A 19,887-nucleotide genomic window follows, 5' to 3' on the forward strand; every position below is an offset into this window, starting at 1 on the left:
GCGTCCAGCTGCCAGCCTTACGGTGAACGCGGGGTGAACCGCCTGCTATCCGGCGGGCAGGTCCAGCACCAGGCGACCTTCGCCGCGCGAGACGCAGGTCAGGATCTGTCCCTCTTCTCGTTGCGACTCGGTGAGGATCTGATCGCGGTGATCTGCGTTGCCCGCCAGTACGTGCACCTTGCACGTGCCGCAGAAACCCTGCTGGCACGAGTAGGCCACGTGGGGCAGCCGTTCCTTGATGACATCTAGTGCGGTGCGGTCGGCGGGTACGTTCAGCACCGGTCCGCCCGGTCCCAGCTGCACCTCGAACGGATGACCGTCCACCACGGGTGCCGCCGCGAAACGTTCGAAATGCAGTTCCACTGAAGGCATTTCGAGCAAGCGCCGCTGCAGCACCGCGAGCATCGGGGCGGGACCGCAGCAGTACACCGCGTCGTTCTCACCCACGTCGGGCAGCAGGTCGTCGGCCGTCGGCAGCCCGGACTGATCGTCAGTCCGGATGATCACCCGATCACCAAAGCGCTTGAGTTCGTTGAGGAACGGAAGCGAATCCCGGTGCCGTCCGGTGTACACCATGGTCCACGGCTTACCCAGCTGTTCGGCGAAGGCGATCATGGACAGGATGGGCGTGATGCCGATACCGCCGGCCACGAAATGCAGCTTGCGGGGTCCCGGCTGGGTCATGGCTAGCGGGAAGGCGTTGCGCGGTCCCAGGATCGACACCGTGGCGCCGATCTGCAGCGCGTCGTGTACCTCGATCGAGCCGCCACCGCCGTCGGGGATGCGGCGTACCGCGATGCGGTAGTGGTACGGATCCGACACATCACCGCACAGCGAGTACTGCCGCATCCGTCCGGACGGCAGCAGCAGGTCCAGGTGTGCGCCCGGGTGCCATGGCGGCAGCCGCTCCCCGTCGGGCGACGCCAGCACTAGGCTTGCCACGTCCTGATCCTTGGCCTCGATCCAGCGGTCCTTGACCACCAGCTGCAGCGTCCGGTCGACGTGGTTCTCCGGTGGCTTCTTGAGAATCAGCAAGGCGCCGATGGCGCGGACCGCGACCGGGAACAGCGCGGTGCCCAGTGCGATCGTGGGTGAAACCGGCAGCGTGCCGTACAGCGTGGGCGGCAGTGAGGGCCGCTTGCGCTTGGGGGTGGACTGGGCCGTGCGGCGGAATCGGTCGAACATCAGTAGCCGGCCGCAGCCTTGGCGGCGGGCGACGTACTCAGGTATGCCACCGCCTGCGCCGTGCTGCCCACCTGGTCGGGTGAGAAGCCCGGGCGCATGAACTCAAGAGCCGATTTACCCAGCTCGCGCCAGCGCAGGAAAGCGCCCCGCTTCATGGCCTTGTTCATCTGCCGCAGCACGCCGAACACGCCGTAGTTGGGCAACGACGGGTCCTGGCGCACCAAGAACTTGGTGTAGCGCAGCATCACACCGACCAGCAACACGGTGGCCAGTACGAAGGTGAGCATCATGTGTCCGCGCCGGATCTGGAAGTACCGGGCGACGTCGTACGCGACGCTGCGGTGCTCCACTTCCTCGGCACCGTGCCAGCGGAACAGGTCCACCATCTCCGGATCGGCGTTGAACTTCTCGAAGGGGTGGTTCAGTACCCAGTCGCCCAGCACAGCGGTGAAGTGTTCGATACCGGCGATGAGGGCCAGCTTCTCCACCATGACGCGGTAGCGCAGCTTCTCACTGCGCAGCTCGTTGGTGCGTTCCAGCATGTGGGTGATGTATTCGATCTGGGTCAGCGCCGGCCGTACATCCAGGCCGTTCTTTTCCAGGAAGTCGCCGAGGACCTTGTGGTGCGTCTCGGCGTGCACGGCTTCCTGGCCCATGAATCCGATCATGGCCTCGCGGATCTTGTCGTCCTTCACGTAGGGCAACGCGCGGGTGAAGGTATCGACGAACGCCCGCTCGCCCTCCGGGAGAAGGAGATTGAAGGCCGAGATGAAGTGCGACACGATGGGCTCGTTCGGAATCCAGTGCAGCGGGGTGTGGCTGGTGTCGAACTGGACATTGCGCGGCCGCAGCACGACCTCGCCCGGCTCGGTGGGTACGACCTGCAGGCCCGTGGTGTCAGTTGTGTTGCGCGCCATGATGTCTGATCTCCTTCTCGCTACCGACTGATCTTGTCGCTGAGGCCCCAAAAGAACCGATTCAGCGCCGGGGCCAGGCGGCTGAAGTGGTACTGCACATGCGCCTCCGGGGTGACGGGCACGACTGACTTGCCCTTGGCGACGGCGTTGACGATCTCCTTGGCCACCTTCTCCGGGCCGTATCCGCGCTTGGCGTACAGGCCCGCCCCCTGCTGCTGGCGCTTGGCCTCTGCCTCCGGTGACAGACCCGAGAACTGGGTAGTGCGAATGATGTTCGTGTTGACGATGCCCGGACAGATGGTGCTGACCTTCACCTTGTCGCGCGCGAGCTCGCCGCGCAGCACGTCGGAGAACATGAACACGGCTGCCTTGCTGGTGGCGTAGGCGCCCATCTCGGGGATCGGTGTGTACGCGGCGGCGCTGGAGATGTTGACGATGTGACCGCTCTTGCGCTCGGCCATCCGCGGCCCGAAGGCGCGGCAGCCGTGGACGACGCCGCCCAGGTTGATGTTGAGCACCCGCTGGAAGTCGGCGGAGGGAGTGTCGAAGAACCGCCCGCCCTGTCCGATGCCGGCGTTGTTGATCAGGACGTCGGGCACACCATGCTGGGCGCACACATCGTCGGCGAACGCGGATACCGCCGTCTCGTCGGAAACATCCAGGGCATAGGGGTACGCGGATCCGCCGAGCTTCTCGATGAGCCCTACCGTTTCGTTGGCGGTATCGAGATTGATATCGGCGACGACGACGCGAGAGCCCTGGCGCGCGAAGGCCAGCGAGGTCTCGCGGCCGATACCGCTACCGCCGCCGGTCACCACCACCAGACTGTTGCGTTGGGCACTGCCGGATGTCATGCATCCTCCGAATCCTGCGCACCGCTGCGCTTACGTGATGAAGGAGATTGTAAAACACCGCGAGCACGCGAAAAAAGACGTGACGTCCAATACGGGATTCACCGGTATTCCCCGAGGAAACATGCGTTGACCTTGCTATGAAGAACGCATTGAGAACACGACGCCATCAGGTGTCGCGCCATCTAACCACCCGAGTTGGCGTGCGACGGGGTTCCTGACATATCGTTTTGATTACTTGTCGCGTCGGGGCACGAGATCCGCTGGTCAACGGTGTCCGGTGGGTGCCTCATCGTCACCGCGAGCGCAACCCAGCAGACGGGCGAGAAGGACGCTACGGACAAGGGCCAACGGGCCAGCCCCGGGGTAGAGCATCACCCCGTGCCGGTCTGTGAGGCACCTTCGAGGAGGGCATAGACGGGTGCATACAGCCGATGCACCTGAGCAGGCCCCGGAGACGAGACGAGCAGCCATGCCACACCCCGCGACCGGGCTCTACAACCCGGCATACGAGCACGATTCGTGCGGTGTCGCCATGGTCGTGGATATGCACGGCCGGCGCAGCCGCGACATCGTGGACAAGGCAATCACCGCACTGCTGAACCTGGAGCACCGTGGTGCGGCGGGAGCCGAGCCGAACAGCGGTGACGGCGCCGGAATCATGCTGCAGATCCCGGACAAGTTCTTCCGTGCCGTCGTGGACTTCGAGTTGCCCGCCGAGGGCAGCTACGCCTCCGGTATCGCCTTCCTGCCGCAGGGGTCCAAGGACGCCGCCGCCGCGAGCGAGGCCGTCGAGAAGATCGTCGAGGCAGAGGGTTTGACGGTCCTGGGCTGGCGTGAGGTTCCGCACGACGACTCCTCGCTGGGCGCGCTCGCCCGCGACGCCATGCCCACCTTCCGGCAGCTGTTCATCTCCGGCGCCTCCGGCATCGAGCTGGAGCGGCGCGTCTACGTGGTGCGCAAGCGCATCGAGCACGAGCTGGGCAACCAGGGATCCGGCCGGGGCAGCCTCGGCGAGGAAACCGTCTACTTCCCAAGCCTTTCCGGCCGCACCTTCGTCTACAAGGGCATGCTGACTACCCCGCAGCTGCGGGCGTTCTATCTGGATCTGCAGGACGAGCGGGTTGAGAGCGCGCTGGGCATCGTGCACTCGCGCTTCTCCACCAACACCTTCCCGTCCTGGCCGCTGGCCCACCCCTACCGCCGGGTGGCGCACAACGGTGAGATCAACACCGTCGCAGGCAATGAGAATTGGATGCGGGCCCGCGAGGCGCTCATCAAGACCGATGTCTTCGGTGAGCCCGGCCAGATCGAGAAGATCTTCCCGATCTGTACGCGCGGTGCCTCGGACACGGCGCGGTTCGACGAGGCACTGGAACTGCTGCACCTGGGTGGCCGCCCCTTGCACCACGCGGTGCTGATGATGATTCCCGAGGCCTGGGAACGGCACGAGTCCATGGACCCGGAGCGCCGCGCCTTCTACGAGTACCACTCCTCCCTCATGGAGCCCTGGGATGGGCCGGCCTCGGTGTGCTTCACCGACGGCACCATCGTGGGCGCGGTGCTCGACCGCAACGGTCTACGGCCGTCGCGTGTTTGGGTGACCAACGACGGACTTGTCGTGATGGCCTCCGAAGCCGGCGTGCTGGACCTGGATCCGTCCACCGTCGTGCAGCGCACCCGGCTGCAGCCCGGCCGCATGTTCCTGGTGGATACCACCCAGGGGCGCATCGTCTCCGATGAAGAGGTCAAGGCAGAGCTGGCCGCGGCCGAGCCGTACCAGCAGTGGCTCGACGAGGGTCTGGTGCGCCTTGAGCAGCTGCCGGACCGTCCGCACCAGCACATGCCGCACGACCGGATTGTGTTGCGTCAGCAGGTATTCGGTTACACCTACGAGGAGATCAACCTGCTGGTGGCGCCGATGGCCCGCACCGGCGCCGAGGCCCTCGGATCGATGGGCACCGACACCCCGATCGCGGTGCTGTCCAACCGTTCCCGGATGCTCTTCGACTACTTCCAGCAGCTTTTCGCCCAGGTGACCAATCCCCCGCTGGACGCCATTCGCGAAGAGGTCGTGACCAGCCTGGGCGGTGTGATCGGCCCCGAGGGTGACCTGTTGCACCCGACCGCCGAGTCGTGCCACCAGATCCTGTTGCCGCAGCCGGTGTTGCACAACGACGAGCTGGACAAGCTGATTCACCTCGATCCCGCCGATGAGGTCAAGGGCCGCCGGCATGGCTTCTCGAGCCGGGTGGTGCGCTGCCTGTACCCGGTCGCCGAGGGCGGCGCCGGACTGCGCACCGCGCTCGAATCGGTGCGCGCCGAGGTCTCCGCAGCCATCGCCGATGGCGCCCAGGTGATCATCCTGTCGGATCGTGAGTCCGATGATCAGATGGCGCCCATCCCGTCGCTGCTGGCGGTTGCGTCGGTGCACCATCACCTGGTGCGCGAACGCTCGCGCACCAAGGTCGGCTTGGTGGTCGAAGCCGGTGACGCCCGCGAGGTGCACCACGTCGCGGCGCTGGTCGGTTTCGGTGCCGCCGCGGTCAACCCGTACATGGCGTTCGAGTCCATCGAGGACCTCATCGACCGCGGCGTGATCTCGGGTGTGGAGCGCGACAAGGCGATCCGCAACTACATCAAGGCAGCCGGCAAGGGCGTGCTCAAGGTGATGTCCAAGATGGGCATCTCGACGCTGGCCTCCTACACCGGTGCCCAGCTGTTCCAGGCCATCGGTCTCTCGCAGGAGCTGCTCGACGAGTACTTCACCGGACTGGCCTGCCCCACCGGCGGTATCGGTCTTGACGAGATCGCGGCCGATGTCGCCTCGCGTCACCACCTGGCATTCCTGGAACGCCCCGAGGAGTGGGCACACCGCGAGCTCGAGGTCGGCGGCGAGTACCAGTGGCGGCGTGAGGGTGAGTACCACCTGTTCAACCCGGACACCGTTTTCAAGCTGCAGCACTCCACCCGCACCGGCCAGTACTCGGTGTTCAAGGAGTACACCCAGCTGGTCGATGACCAGAGCGAGCGGATGGCGTCGCTGCGCGGCCTGCTGAAGTTCAAGGCCGGGATTCGTCCCCCTGTTCCCCTGGACGAGGTGGAGCCCGCCAGCGAGATCGTGAAGCGCTTCTCGACCGGTGCCATGAGCTTCGGCTCGATCTCGGCCGAGGCGCACGAGACGCTGGCGATCGCGATGAACCGCCTGGGCGGCCGGTCGAACTCCGGTGAGGGCGGCGAGGATCCGCGCCGGTTCATCCCGGACGAGAACGGCGACTGGCGCCGCAGTGCCATCAAGCAGGTGGCCTCCGGCCGCTTCGGTGTCACCTCGCACTACCTGAGCAACTGCACCGACATCCAGATCAAGATGGCGCAGGGCGCCAAGCCCGGCGAGGGTGGCCAGCTGCCCGCGCACAAGGTGTATCCGTGGGTGGCCGAGGTGCGCCACTCCACGCCCGGTGTGGGTCTGATCTCCCCGCCGCCGCACCACGACATCTACTCGATCGAGGATCTGGCGCAGCTGATCCACGACCTGAAGAACTCCAACCCGCAGGCGCGTATCCACGTGAAGCTGGTGTCGGAGAACGGTGTCGGCACGGTGGCCACGGGTGTCTCGAAGGCGCACGCCGACGTGGTGCTCATCTCCGGGCACGACGGCGGAACCGGTGCCACCCCGTTGACTTCCATGAAGCACGCCGGTGCGCCGTGGGAATTGGGTCTGGCCGAGACGCAGCAGACGCTGCTGCTCAACGGCTTGCGGGATCGCATCGTCGTGCAGGTGGACGGCCAGCTCAAGACCGGCCGCGACGTGATGATCGCAATGCTGCTGGGCGGCGAGGAGTTCGGTTTCGCGACCGCCCCACTGGTGGTCTCGGGCTGCATCATGATGCGCGTATGCCACCTGGACACCTGCCCGGTGGGCGTGGCCACCCAGAATCCGGTGCTGCGCCAGCGCTTCAACGGCAAGCCGGAGTTCGTGGAGAACTTCTTCCTGTTCATCGCCGAAGAGGTGCGCGAGCTCATGGCCGAGCTCGGCTTCCGTACCGTGAACGAGGCAGTCGGACAGGTCGGCGCGCTGGACACCGAGAAGGCGATCGCGCACTGGAAGGCCAGCAAGATCGACCTGACTCCGGTGCTGACCGAGCCCGAGTCGGCGTTCATGAACCAGGACCTGTACTGCAGCGGTTCGCAGGACCACGGCCTGGAGAAGGCGCTGGATCAGCAGCTCATCGTGATGAGCCGCGAGGCATTGGATCACGGCACCCCGGTGAAGTTCGAGACGCTGATCACCAACGTCAACCGGACCGTCGGCACCATGCTCGGTCACGAGGTGACCAAGGCCTATGGCGGCGAAGGTCTCCCGGACGACACCATCGACATCACGTTCACCGGCTCGGCCGGGAACAGCTTCGGTGCGTTCGTGCCGCGCGGTATCACCTTGCGGCTGTTCGGCGACGCCAACGACTACGTGGGCAAGGGCCTGTCCGGCGGGCACATCGCGGTGCGCCCGTCCCGCGAGGCACCGGAAGGCTTCGAGGCCGAGAAGAACATCATCGGCGGCAACGTCATCCTGTTCGGAGCCACCAGCGGTGAGGCATTCCTCAACGGTGTGGTCGGTGAGCGGTTCGCCGTGCGTAACTCCGGGGCATCCGCCGTCGTCGAAGGAGTCGGCGATCACGGTTGCGAGTACATGACCGGTGGCACCGTGGTGGTGCTCGGCCCCACGGGCCGTAACTTCGCGGCGGGTATGTCGGGCGGCGTGGCCTACGTCTACGACCCCGACAAGAACCTGGTGGACAACCTCAACGACGAGATGGTCGATGTGGACGCGCTGGACCCTGACGATGAGCAGGTACTGCGCAGCCTCATCGAAAAGCATGTGGCGGCGACCGACTCTGCTGTCGGACAACGCATTCTGGCCGACTGGAGCGGCCAAAGCGACTCCTTCGTCAAGGTGATGCCTCGCGACTACCGTCGCGTGCTGGAGGCCATCGCCGACGCGGAGCTGACCGGAGGCGATGTGAACGAAGCGATCATGGCGGCCGCTCGTGGGTGACCCAAGCGGCTTTCTGACCCACACCACCCGCGAACTGCCCAAGCGGCGCCCTGTGCCGCTGCGGCTGCTCGACTGGAAAGAGGTCTACGAGGACTTCGAGCACTCGGCGCTGCAGACGCAGGCGTCGCGCTGCATGGACTGCGGAATCCCGTTCTGCCACAAGGGCTGCCCGCTGGGTAACCTCATTCCCGAGTGGAACGACATGGTGTACCGCGGAAACTGGCGCGAGGCCATCGAGCGTCTGCACGCCACCAACAACTTCCCCGAGTTCACCGGCCGGCTCTGCCCGGCGCCGTGTGAGGCATCGTGCGTGCTGGGCATCAACCAGGACCCGGTGACCATCAAGCAGGTCGAGGTCGAGCTGATCGACAACGCCTTCGAGAACGACTGGGTCAAGCCCATTCCATCCGAGGTGAAGACTGGCAAGAAGGTCGCGGTGGTGGGTTCCGGACCGGCGGGATTGGCTGCGGCACAGCAGCTCACCCGGGCCGGACATGATGTCACCGTGTACGAGCGTGCCGACCGCATCGGCGGTCTGCTGCGCTACGGCATCCCCGAGTTCAAGATGGAAAAGCGCCACATCGACCGGCGTCTGGACCAGATGCGGGCCGAGGGAACGGTCTTCGAGGCCGGCGTGAACGTGGGCGTGGATATCACTGCCGAGGAGCTGCGTGCGAAGTTCGACGCGGTGGTCCTCGCGGGCGGCGCGACCGCCTGGCGTGATCTGCCGGTTCCCGGCCGTGAGCTCGAGGGCATCTACCAGGCCATGGAATACCTGCCCTGGGCCAACAAGGTGCAACTCGGCGACGACGTCGTAGACGCCGACGGCCAGCCGCCGATCACGGCAAAGGGCAAGCACGTCATCATCATTGGCGGTGGCGACACCGGTGCCGACTGCCTGGGCACCGCGCACCGGCAGGGTGCGGCGAGCATCCAGCAGTTCGAGATCATGCCGAAGCCGCCGGAGAGCCGCTCTGAGCGCGACCCGTGGCCCACCTACCCGACGTTGTTCCGGGTGGCCTCCGCACACGAAGAGGGCGGCGAGCGGATCTACGCCGTCAACACCGAGCGGTTCCTCGGCGAGGACGGCAAGGTCACCGGTCTGCGGGCTCACGAGGTGGTCTTCAACGCCGGTAAGTTCGAGAAGGTCGAAGGTTCGGATTTCGAACTGCAAGCCGACATCGTCTTCCTGGCAATGGGATTCGTTGGCCCGGAGAAGCCGGGGCTGCTCGAGAACCTGGGCGTGGAGCTCACGGACCGCGGCAATGTGGCGCGCAACGACGCGTACGCGACCTCCGTTGACGGTGTGTTCGTGGCCGGCGACATGGGCCGCGGACAGTCGCTGATCGTCTGGGCGATTGCCGAGGGGCGATCCGCCGCTGCCGCGGTGGACGCGTACCTCACCGGCGAGACGGCGCTGCCCGCGCCGATCAAGCCGACCGCCGCACCCCAGCGTTAGCCGCTTCGGCCCGAGAGGGCGCTGACGTACGGAGTCCGGGCTGATTCCGCATGCGTTCTCCCACGTGGTTGCGAACATTGCCGGGTCTACCTGGTTCGGTAGCTCGCAGCGACTTCATTGCCCGCTGCCCAAAAGGTTTGCTTGACGCGGGTGTGACACGTGAGATCGGCATGAATTTGCGTTATGCTACGGACCGGTTCTGAAAGCTAGCCGACGCAGGAGATGTTCTCGTGCCCAACACACCCGTTACCAAGACATGGGTTGGCCGAATTGCCTGGTCACTGCTCCGTCATCCCATGAAGAGTCATAGTTTCCCTGCGAAAAACGAGCGGCTGATCACTCCCGAAGAGCTGCTGCGCTTCAGCCACTGAGCGTTGCTCGCGGCAGCTGTCGGCGTGTCCGATCGCAGACACGCGCAGTGCTTCAAGATCGTTATAGAGCTGTAACCAGCCGGGGCGCGGGTGGTAGCCGACGATGATTGAGTGCGTGATGGCTGGACCTGAGGGGGGGACATGGCGAGTGCGCATGTATGCGCCGGTCTGCTGTCGGCGGTTCTCTGTGGATGGTTAGGTCCGGCGGCCATGGCCCGGGCGGAGCCGTCGAGCGCGGCGGGCCTCTGCCATGAGATGCGTGGCAGTTGGGACGAAGCTGCCACCAGATGCACGCTGATTTCCCGAAACAGCAAGGCGGCCGATGTGAAGGCCACCGCCACGTACTCGTCGGAGCTGCTCGACGACCCGGTCATGGGCCCGACACTGACCGATAACGTGCGGAAGTTTCTGGGGCAGTTCTCGTCACTGAATGACAGCTATATCGGTAGCAGCGAAGCGACGTTGGGCTACACCCGCTACGAGCGGACACCGGCAGATAAGTCAGTGGTGCTCAAGTACTACACATTCTTCGGTGGTGCAGCTCATCCGAACACGGCGCTGTCAACCTTTACTTTTGACGTCACGCGTGGCAGGCAGCTGCAGCTTGCCGACTTGTTGTGTGGCGGAGGCAATCCCGACAAAATTCTGCCGCAGTACGTGCGTCCGTACCTTCAGAAGGAGATCGACAAACTCAATGCCAATCGGCCGGCAGGCAACTCTGCGCTGACGATCGACGAGTTCGAGCCATTACCTCCGGGGGCCGAGCACCGACACACCTACGTCAACTCGTACGACGCGTGGGCCCTTGATGGCGAGTCGCTGCTGCTGTTCCTACCGTCTGCCCGACTGGGGCCGGTGGGTGCCGGACTCTTCCAGGTCAGAGTGCCGCTGTCGGCATTGCAACCGATTCTGCGGGAAAGTTGCGCTGCCTAGGGCAACGTCAGAACCTGAGGCCCGTCCTCGGTGATGGCGATGGTGTGCTCGGAATGGGCGCCCCGCGAACCGTCCGCCATCCGCAGGGTCCACCCATCGGAATCCACGGTGAGCCGGTTGGTTCCGCGTCCGAACCACGGCTCCAGCGCGAGCGTGAGGCCCGGTTCCAGCGTCAATCCCCGTCCGGCGGTCCCCTTGTTCGGCACGTGGGGGTCTTCGTGCATCGTGCGGCCCAGGCCGTGCCCACCGAAGTCGGTGTTGATTCGGTACCCGGCGTCTTGGGCGACCGCGGCCACTGCCGCAGAAATATCGCCGAGCCGATTACCCGGTCGGGCTGCCGCGATGGCGGCGTCGAGAGCCACCCGGGTGGTCTCGATCAGTCGGACATCCTCGGGGTCCGGGGTGCCAACGATGACGCTCACGGCGGAATCGGCCACCCAGCCGTCAATACTCACCGCGAAGTCCATGCTGAGCAGATCACCGTCGGCTAGCCGATAGTCGTGTGGAAGTCCATGTAGCACCGCGTCGTTCACCGAAAGGCAGATGACGTTGCGGAAGGGGCCGCGGCCAAATGAGGGGGAGTAGTCCCAGTAGCAGGACACGGCACCACGGTCGGCGACCATCTCTCGCGCGCGCTGTTCGAGTTCCAGCAGGTTTACTCCCGGCGCGGCCAGCGATGACAACTCGGTCAGCACGGAGGCCACGAACTCGCCGGTCACGCGCATGCGTCCGATCTCCGCGGGCGACTTCAGCTCGATCACGGGCTCCTCCTTGATGGTATTTAAATACCACCTTAGGGCTTTTGGTATTTAAATACCAAGACTAGAGTCGGTGCCATGGTCCGTCAGCCGCTTACCGCCGAACAACTCGCCGCCGGCAAGCGGCTGGGCGGCTTGCTGCGTGCCGCGCGTGCCGACCGGGCGCTGGAAGATGTCGCGCGGGCCTCGGGGATTTCTCCGGAGACGCTGCGGAAGATCGAAACAGGACGCCTGCCGACACCCGCATTCGGTGCCGTCGTCCAGCTGGCCGCAACACTGCGCCTCGACCTCAATGACGTGGCCGCGGTCTGGCAAGAAGAGTCCAAGATCGGCGCCGCGTCCTAACCACCACGGCCGTAAACTCGGCGGGTGCACAGCTGGGGTGGGGAGAGGCGGCTGCCGCGTAAGGCCGCGGTGATCGCGGTGGTGGTGGCGGTACTGGCGATGGTGGTACATGACCAGCTGGTCCCGTTCGGCATCCGTTTTTTTGGACTGACCGAGAACGGCTACGACCTGGACACCTACCGCGCCGCGGTGCGGGGGCTGTGGGAGGGCAAGCGGCTGTACGAGGCGCCGGCGCTCAACCAGGCCTGGTTCGTGTATCCGCCCTTCGCGATACTGATCCTCGCCCCGCTGGGATGGGCGTCATTCGAGGTCGCCAAGTGGGTACTGCTGGTGCTCTCGCTTTGCGCCCTCGCACTGATCGCGTGGCGCATCCTGCGGCTGGCCGGTATCCGCGGCGACGGACGGCTGCTCATTGTCAGTGTGGCGCTCGCAGTGATGGTCATCGATGTCGAGCCGGTTCAGGCGACGCTCTGGTGGGGGCAGATCAACGTCCTGCTCATGGCCGCGGTGCTTCTCGATCTGCTGGGTCCGCCGCAGTCCCGGTGGCGGGGCATAGGGCTCGGTCTTGCCGCGGGCATCAAGCTCACCCCGCTGATCTTCCTGCCGTACCTGCTGCTTACCCGCCAGTGGCGTGCTTCGGCGATCGCCACGGGCACGTTCGCCGCCACCGTGGCGTTGACGTGGCCGCTGCTGCCGCGTGACAGTGGATGGTTCTGGAGCCATCTGGGCGACACCGCGCACATCAGCCGGATTGACCACCTGGCAAACCAGTCGATCAACGGATTTCTGGCCAGGTACTTCTTTCCTCTGCCGCGCCCGGAATGGCTGTGGATTGTGTTGAGCCTCTTGGCACTTGCCGCGGGTCTTGCTGTGGCCGTGTGGGCGTACCGCCGGGGTGAACGAACGCTGGCGGTGGTGTTGGTGGGCCTTACCGGCTGTGCGGTATCGCCGTTCAGCTGGGCCGCGCACTGGGTGTGGTTCGCACCCGCGATCATCTGGATGGTCGCGAAAGCATGTACAGCGCAACGGCCTTGGTCGCGCGGGTGGGCCTACCGCGCGGGCGGTCTTTTCGCGCTGGTCTTCATGTGGACTCTGCACCGGCCGGGGCGCGGAAACACCACCATCTACTTCAGCGGGGCGTACTGGAATTTCCTGGATCTGCGGCCCTTCTGGGTGGGCCAGCTGGCGAGCGGCTGGTATCCGTTGGTGTTTCTCTGCTTCATGATCGGCGCCGCCGGCTGGCTGCGCCTGAGCACCTATACGACTGCCCCACAGGACGAGCTCGCGCTGCTGACCGCGGACATCGAGGACTTCGTCCCCGACGATCTTGACGAGCCTATGGGGGCACGCGCCTGATGACCGACGCGCCGCCGACTGCCAGACGATGGATGCTGCTGGCCGGTGCGGCCGCGCTGGTTGCGGCGCTGATCATCACATCCGTCGTGATTTCCCAAAGGCGTGATTCCGCGGCCCCATCCAGCGATCCCGTGGCCACACCCAGCACGAGCACGCCCGCAGCCCCTACCGCCTATGTGCCCACGCCGATACCGGAGCATCCGCTGCTGCGGTATCTGCCGGCGCTGGCCAATGCGCCCGGCTGGTTGGAAATGAACTACTGGGCACCTCATGGCGATGACGATTACGCCAGATCGAGGCGTGCTCGGTGTGGTTTTGCCCCGGAGCCCGGCGACCCCAACAGGCCCATGCTGATTGGTGCCTATTACAAGAGGCCGAATCGCGGCGGACCGAGCTTGCGTGTGCAGCTGTGGAGCACCTGGCCAGACCGTGATGTAGTGGACGATATGGTCGCGTGGGGCAACCACTGCGCGCGGTACGTCGATGAGTTCCACAACACCCATATCATTCGAATGATTCGCAATAGTCCGGTAATGCCGAGCGACGCAATCCAATTCGAGCACCGAAACATCACTCCGCCCATCGCCCCGGACCCGAACTACGCCGACCCCAACAATCGTGCCGTGGTGATCGCCCGCAATGGGATGGTGCTGCGCGCCGAGACCTTCCCTACCCGTGAGAATTCCGGGGAAGGCGACTTAGCGCAGATGGTGCGGGCGTTCGTCGCCCAAGCGGCAGAGAAGCCCAACACCGTGATCTCGACGTCCAGCATCGCCCAGTGGCCTCCGGCACGGATTGCGACACCTGCCATGGCGCAGCCTGCGGTGGAGTCTGATGTGCGTATCCGGCCCCCCGACTTTCCGCCGCCCACCGTCACTACGGATACCCAATCGTGCGAAAACGACCCGCTGGCGTCCAGGGGACGCGGCAGCGAAGACGCGTGGCGCACGTCGCCGCCGGGAGGCGATCTGCGGGTTGTGGCCAACGGTACGAAGGTGCTGCGGGAACGCGCCGGCGTGGACGGACTGGCATTACTCGACCGGTGGATTCAACAATGCCGGGAACACCTCGACACCCCGGAAGTCTGTGTCGGTACCGGTTGGAGTCCGTCATTGACGGCCCTGCCGCCCATCAGAATTCACGGCGAGTTGGTCAGCGGCTATGAGCGGGTGGTGCTGACTCTGGGCCACGCCAAGGGCGGCAACGCCATCTGCGAAGTGACAGGCACGGTGGCACAGACAGCGCGGGTGCGCGGCGTCGTGCTCTACGCGGGGACACCGTACGTATCAGTGTCGGGTGTGAACAAGGCCTGGCCGGAAGCTGAGCAGGCGCTGCGCGAGCAACGCGATCAGCTGGCGTACGTGATCGATCGCATCCACCACGCCTAAGGTCTGACTATGGACCCGGTTAGCGCGCTACGCGAGATCGCGTACTACAAGGAGCTCGCGCGTGAGGAATCCCGTCGAGTCATGGCCTACCGCAAGGCCGCCGAGGCCATCGCCGCACTCAGTCCCGAAGAACGAGAACGTCATGGCGACAACAAGACCTGGAAAAGCCTGACGGGCCTGGGGCCCAAGACGGCGACCGTCGCCGCCGAGGCTTGGGCAGGCAAGGTCCCGGCGACCCTGGAACAACTGCGTGCCAATGCCCAGAGCACCGGTGGTGGCACTATGCGGGAGGCACTCAAGGGTGATCTGCATCTGCACTCCAACTGGTCGGATGGATCGGTCCCCATCGAGGAGATGATGAGCGCCGCCAAGGCGCTCGGCCACGAATACTGTGCGCTCACCGACCATTCGCCCCGTCTGCGGGTGGCCAACGGGCTATCGGCGGACCGGCTGCGCGCTCAGCTGAAAGTCATCGACGGTCTGCGAGATCAGATGGCGCCCATGCGAATTCTGACAGGCATCGAGGTCGACATTCTGGATGACGGTGATCTGGATCAGGACCCCGAGCTTCTCGATCAGCTCGACATCGTGGTGGCGAGCGTGCATTCCAAGCTGGCGATGGATTCCGCCGCCATGACACGGCGCATGATCGCTGCCGTCACCAACCCGCGCGTGGATGTGCTGGGACATTGCACGGGGCGGCTGGTGGAGGGGGAGCGCGGCACTCGCGGCGAGTCGAAATTCGATGCCGCCGAGGTATTTCGGGCCTGTCGCGATTCTGGCACGGCCGTCGAGATCAATTCGCGACCGGAGCGCCGGGATCCGCCGCGCCGGCTGCTGGACCTGGCGTTGAACATCGGCTGCGATTTTTCCATCGATACCGACGCGCACGCGCCAGGGCAGCTGGAGTTCTCCGGGTACGGCTGCGAGCGCGCGCTCGACGCGGGGGTCCCGGAGGAACGCGTGATCAACACCTGGCCCGTCGAGCAGCTGCTGGCCCGGACGCAACAAGCCCGATAATCGCCTATTGACACTTTGAACACATTCGCGCAAAGTGTTCAAACGTGAAGCTCGTGAAGACGACGGGCCCGCGCGGCGAGGTTCCCGAACCGATCGTCGCTGCCGTCGCACAGACCCTGGTCAGATCCGGAATTCAACGATTCAGCCTCTCGGCCGCCGCCGACGAGGCGGGTGTTTCACGTGGCACCATCTACAACTGGTTCGGCGGCAAGAAGGAAGCCATCGATGTCGCCGTGGGCTTCATCGCGGGCGCCTTCATCGAGCTGTTCGCCGGAGCGGTGAGTGCCAAGACCACCCTCACCGATCAGGTCGGTGAGGCCGCGGTGCGTATCAGCGACCACCGCGCCTGGTCCGATCGGCTCGATCCGACGCTGCATGTCTCGAACGTGCTGGAGCTGGTGCTCGAAGAATGCGGCGACGACCTGATGCGCCGCTCTGTCGAGTTCTGGGTGCCACAGGTGGACGCGGCCAAGAGGAGGGGAGAAGTCGGCAATGACGTCGACGCCACCGAGGCGGCCGAATGGATCATGCGAACCCTGATGAGTATCGAAGTGCTGCCCGCCATCTCCGTCGACCTGAAGGACCCGGACCGGGTGCGCGGCTACTTCTCCCGTTACATCCTGCGCGGACTGGCATGACGGACATCGACTTTCGGGTCGCAATCATCGGCGCAGGTCCGGGCGGCATCGCCGCCGCCCACTATCTGCGCAGGCAGGGCATCGACGATTTCGTGATCTTGGACCGCGCCGCCGACTTCGGTGGCACCTGGCGCGACAACACCTATCCCGGGCTCGCCGTCGATATCCCGGTGTTGTTCTACCAATTGAGTTTCGCGCGCACCGGGCAGTGGAACAGACTGTTTGCCGACGGCGCCGACATCCAGCGCTATCACCTGTCGGTGGTGGCACAGCTGGGGCTGCGCAGGCATTTCCGCGGTGACAGCGAGGTGATCGCGGAACGCTGGAACGAGCCCAGCGACTACTGGGAACTCACCATCGCGGGACGGCCGCCCATCCGCGCCAGGTATGTGATCAGCGCCGTGGGTGGATACATCGACACCAAACCGGGCCCGGATATCCCCGGCATCAGCGACTTTCGCGGCAGGGTCATGCGCCCGAACGCGTGGGACCACTCGTACGACTACGGCGGGAAGCGTGTCGCGGTCATCGGTACGGGCTCCAGCGGCATCCAGATCGCGCCCGCCGTCGCCCGGACTGCCGCGTCGGTAACCACCTTCCAGCGCACGCCCGCATGGATCATCCCCAAGCCCAACCCCGATCTATCGCCGCGCGCTCAGCGGATCCTCAACGCGCCGTTCGTGCTGACGATCATCAACATGCTGATTGTCGCGGCCATGGATATCGCGGAGGCCCTGCTGTTTCACTTGCTGCCACTGCTTCCGGAATCGATACTGCGCCTTCTGATTCCCCGGTACGACAACATGGCGAGGCGGTGGTACCGCAATCTGCTGGCGGGCATCGTCAGGGACCCGAAACTGCGGGACGCCCTGATGCCCAGCTACGGCATACTCGCGCGACGCACCATCTTGTCGAACGACTTCCTGCAGGCCGTGGATGCCGGTGCGGTTCGACTGGTCACCGAACCGATCACGTGCGTCACCGAGACCGGTATCGAGACGGCAGACGGAACACACCACGCTGTCGACCTTCTGGTGTTGGCGACGGGATACCAGATCTATACGGACCCGGAACACTACGAACCGGGAGTGGTTCAGGGCCGCAATGGATTTGACCTTGGTGAATACTATCGCGACAACGAGATGCGTACCTACGGCGGATCCGCGTTGCCTGGGTTGCCCAACCGGTGGATGTTGGTGGGACCCGAGGGCAACCAGGGGCAGGGCTGGCACGCGATGGTAGAGGCCAATGCACGCCACGCAGCCCGAATCATCGGCGAATCGCGCCGGCGCCGGCGCGAGGTCGCGGAAGTGAGTCAGCGTGCGTTCGACAGATGGGTACGCCGAATGGCGCATCAGAGCAAGGCAATCCGGCTGTATGCCACCGATTGTCAGCCGCCGCTGAGTACTTACTTCGTCAACTCCAAGGGCGAGGCACGGTATTACCGTCCGCAAACGGTGAGCGAAATGAACTGGTTCTCCAGGCATTCCCGCATCGCCGACTACTCGTTGCGGCCGGCTTCCATGGATGCGGAGGTGCGTTATGACAAGTCAGCCTGACAAGCCCCTGGCCGGCCGCGTCGCGTACATCACCGGAGCCGGACGCGGACAGGGGCGCGCACACGCCCTCCGGTTGGCGGCCGACGGCGCCGATATCGTGGCCATCGACACCTGCGACAAGCCCTCGCCCTACAACGAGTACCCGGCGACCACACTCGAGGAGTTCGACGAGACCGTCGCCGCGGTAAAGGATCTGGGACGCGACATCATCGCCGAGCGTGTCGACGTGCGCGATCTCGCGGGACAGCAGAAGGTGATCCAGGAAGCGATCACCAGGTTCGGGCGTCTGGACGTCGTGGTGGCCAATGCGGGTATCGCCAGCTGGGCGCGGCTCTGGGAGATCGAGGCCGACCAGTGGCGCGATGTGATCGACGTCAATCTGACCGGCGTGTGGAACACCATCAAGGCGGCGGTACCGGCCATGATCCAGGCAGGCAACGGCGGATCCATCATCACGGTGAGCTCGTCGGCGGGGATCAAGGCCATGCCGGGCTGCGGGCACTACGTGGCGGCAAAGTTCGGTGTGGTGGGTTTGACGAACTCACTCGCAGTCGAGCTGGGGGAGTACGGGATTCGTGTCAACTCCATTCACCCCTACGGAACCAATACACCCTTGGCGGCTGACCAGTCGGTGCTGAGAATGTTCGAGAAGCACCCCGCATACCTGCAAAGTTTCAGTCAAACGCTGGTGGATAACGACAGACTCGTTGAGCCCGCCGAGATCGCCGAAGTGGTGGCATGGCTCGCGGGCGACGCCTCTGGTGTCATGACCGGCGCGCAGATTCCCGTCGACAAGGGGTACCTGAAGAGATGACCACATGTCCGTTCGCGCCAGGTTTCGATTTCACCGACCCGGACCTGATTCAGCAGCGCATGCCCGCCGAGGAGTTCGCGCATCTACGGAAGACCGAACCCATCTGGTGGAACGCCCAACCCAGGGGAGTGGCCGGATTCGACGACGAAGGCTACTGGGTGGTGACCAAACACGCTGATATCAAGGAGGTGTCACGCCTCAGCGATATGTTCTCCAACAGTGTGAACACCACAGTGGTGCGCTACAACCAGGACATCACCGCCGAGCAACTCGAAATCCAGCGTGAGAACCTGCTGATCGATATGGACGAACCCAAGCACCGTGTCCTGCGGCGTATCGTCTCGCCACTTTTCACCCCCAAGGCTGTGGCGGGATTGCACGCGCGGCTCGTCGAGCGCGCCAGGGGAATAGTGGAGGCGGCCGCCCAAAAATCGAGCGGTAACTTCGTTTCCGATATCGCCTCGGTGTTGCCGATGCATGCCATCGCCGACCTTGTCGGCATTCCGGAATCGGACAGGCAACAGGTGCTGGACTGGACCAATCAGATGTTCGCCTACGACGACCCCGCCATCGGCAAGGATACGGCCACCACCGCGACGGTTTCGATGCTCGGCTACGCATACGCGATGGCGGAAGAACGGCAATTGAATCCGCGAGATGACATCCTGACCGGGCTGGTGCAAGGCGCCTACGATGACCGCCCGCTGACTCCCTTGGAGTTCGCCTACTTCGTCATTCAACTCATGGTCGCGGGCAACGAGACCTCACGCAACGCGATCACTCATGGCGTGTTGGCCTTCGCCAACAATCCGGCACAATGGCAGCTGTATCGCGAGTGCCGCCCACAGACAACAGCCGATGAGATCATCCGGTGGGCCAGCCCCATCATCGCCTTTCAGCGCACCGCGCTTCAGGATGTGGAACTTGGCGGGGTGCAGATCCGCAAGGGCCAGCGCGTCGGAATGTTCTATGCGTCGGCCAACTTTGACGAGGACGTGTTCGACGATCCCTTCACCTTCAACATTGAACGCGACCCCAACCCGCACCTCGCCTTCGGCGGCCACGGGATCCACTACTGCCTCGGAGCGAATCTGGCCCGGCTGGAAATCGGCATCATGTTCGACGCGATGGCCGACCGGCTGCCGAACCTGGTGCCGACCGGTGGGCCCACCCGCTTTCGCTCGGGGTGGATCAACGGTGTGGTGACACTGCCGGCGAACTACGTCGGCTGAGGTCG

15 protein-coding genes are annotated in these 19,887 nt (G+C 64.8%); 11 read left to right on the forward strand and 4 right to left on the reverse strand.

Features of this window, described 5'->3' with window-relative positions:
- Positions 1–45: 45 nt before the first annotated feature.
- Genes ABG82_RS00730 through ABG82_RS00740 form a run of 3 tightly spaced genes read right to left on the reverse strand, consistent with a single transcriptional unit; the run spans position 46 to position 2,956 of the window.
- Positions 46–1,185 carry a PDR/VanB family oxidoreductase gene (locus ABG82_RS00730; RefSeq protein ID WP_043077462.1) on the reverse strand — a complete coding sequence of 380 codons (1,140 nt, stop codon included), beginning with the start codon at positions 1,183–1,185 and terminating at the stop codon, positions 46–48.
- On the reverse strand, positions 1,185–2,102 hold the full coding sequence (locus tag ABG82_RS00735; protein ID WP_043077461.1) for a metal-dependent hydrolase: 918 nt from the start codon (positions 2,100–2,102) through the stop codon (positions 1,185–1,187). Before ABG82_RS00735 ends, ABG82_RS00730 begins: the two co-directional genes overlap by 1 nt.
- 20 nt (positions 2,103–2,122) lie before the next feature.
- Positions 2,123–2,956, reverse strand: coding sequence for an SDR family NAD(P)-dependent oxidoreductase (locus tag ABG82_RS00740; RefSeq protein WP_043077460.1), 834 nt, complete (start codon positions 2,954–2,956; stop codon positions 2,123–2,125).
- A 469-nt stretch (positions 2,957–3,425) separates the two neighbouring features.
- On the opposite strand from ABG82_RS00740, the gene gltB reads away from it, so the two are divergent.
- The 3 genes from gltB to ABG82_RS00755 all read left to right on the forward strand — a co-directional run bounded on the left by gltB (position 3,426) and on the right by ABG82_RS00755 (position 10,772).
- Positions 3,426–8,009, forward strand: coding sequence for a glutamate synthase large subunit (gene gltB / locus ABG82_RS00745; protein ID WP_043077459.1), 4,584 nt, complete (start codon positions 3,426–3,428; stop codon positions 8,007–8,009).
- On the forward strand, positions 8,002–9,468 hold the full coding sequence (locus ABG82_RS00750; RefSeq protein ID WP_043077458.1) for a glutamate synthase subunit beta: 1,467 nt from the start codon (positions 8,002–8,004) through the stop codon (positions 9,466–9,468). Before gltB ends, ABG82_RS00750 begins: the two co-directional genes overlap by 8 nt.
- Before the next feature lie 512 nt (positions 9,469–9,980).
- Positions 9,981–10,772 (forward strand): DUF3298 domain-containing protein, encoded by a 792-nt coding sequence (locus ABG82_RS00755; RefSeq protein WP_043077457.1) that lies wholly within the window; start codon positions 9,981–9,983, stop codon positions 10,770–10,772.
- On the opposite strand, the gene map is transcribed toward ABG82_RS00755, so the two are convergent.
- Complete coding sequence (gene map, locus ABG82_RS00760; RefSeq protein ID WP_043077456.1) at positions 10,769–11,533, reverse strand: type I methionyl aminopeptidase; 765 nt, start codon at positions 11,531–11,533, stop codon at positions 10,769–10,771. The genes ABG82_RS00755 and map overlap by 4 nt on opposite strands.
- A 75-nt stretch (positions 11,534–11,608) precedes the next feature.
- On the opposite strand from map, the gene ABG82_RS00765 reads away from it, so the two are divergent.
- From ABG82_RS00765 to ABG82_RS00800, 8 genes are read left to right on the forward strand one after another with little or no spacing between them, the layout of a single operon-like run.
- Entirely contained in the window at positions 11,609–11,875 is a 267-nt protein-coding gene (locus tag ABG82_RS00765) for a helix-turn-helix domain-containing protein (protein WP_043077455.1), read from the forward strand.
- A gap of 24 nt (positions 11,876–11,899) precedes the next feature.
- The gene (locus ABG82_RS00770; protein WP_043077454.1) at positions 11,900–13,231 is read left to right on the forward strand and encodes a glycosyltransferase 87 family protein; all 1,332 of its coding nucleotides are present in this window, start codon (positions 11,900–11,902) and stop codon (positions 13,229–13,231) included.
- Positions 13,231–14,619 carry a hypothetical protein gene (locus ABG82_RS00775; protein WP_043077453.1) on the forward strand — a complete coding sequence of 463 codons (1,389 nt, stop codon included), beginning with the start codon at positions 13,231–13,233 and terminating at the stop codon, positions 14,617–14,619. Before ABG82_RS00770 ends, ABG82_RS00775 begins: the two co-directional genes overlap by 1 nt.
- A 9-nt stretch (positions 14,620–14,628) precedes the next feature.
- On the forward strand, positions 14,629–15,639 hold the full coding sequence (locus ABG82_RS00780) for a PHP domain-containing protein (RefSeq protein WP_043077452.1): 1,011 nt from the start codon (positions 14,629–14,631) through the stop codon (positions 15,637–15,639).
- A gap of 44 nt (positions 15,640–15,683) precedes the next feature.
- A complete protein-coding gene (locus tag ABG82_RS00785; protein ID WP_043077451.1) occupies positions 15,684–16,277 on the forward strand; it encodes a TetR/AcrR family transcriptional regulator in 594 nt (197 codons plus the stop codon).
- A complete protein-coding gene (locus ABG82_RS00790) occupies positions 16,274–17,836 on the forward strand; it encodes a flavin-containing monooxygenase (RefSeq protein ID WP_043077450.1) in 1,563 nt (520 codons plus the stop codon). The genes ABG82_RS00785 and ABG82_RS00790 overlap by 4 nt, the downstream gene beginning before the upstream one ends.
- The gene (locus ABG82_RS00795) at positions 17,820–18,650 is read left to right on the forward strand and encodes a mycofactocin-coupled SDR family oxidoreductase (protein WP_043077449.1); all 831 of its coding nucleotides are present in this window, start codon (positions 17,820–17,822) and stop codon (positions 18,648–18,650) included. The genes ABG82_RS00790 and ABG82_RS00795 overlap by 17 nt, the downstream gene beginning before the upstream one ends.
- On the forward strand, positions 18,647–19,882 hold the full coding sequence (locus ABG82_RS00800) for a cytochrome P450 (RefSeq protein ID WP_043077448.1): 1,236 nt from the start codon (positions 18,647–18,649) through the stop codon (positions 19,880–19,882). Before ABG82_RS00795 ends, ABG82_RS00800 begins: the two co-directional genes overlap by 4 nt.
- The last annotated feature ends 5 nt before the right edge of the window (positions 19,883–19,887 follow it).

Origin of the sequence: Mycobacteroides immunogenum, from assembly GCF_001605725.1 — a bacterium.
Lineage (GTDB): Bacteria > Actinomycetota > Actinomycetes > Mycobacteriales > Mycobacteriaceae > Mycobacterium > Mycobacterium immunogenum.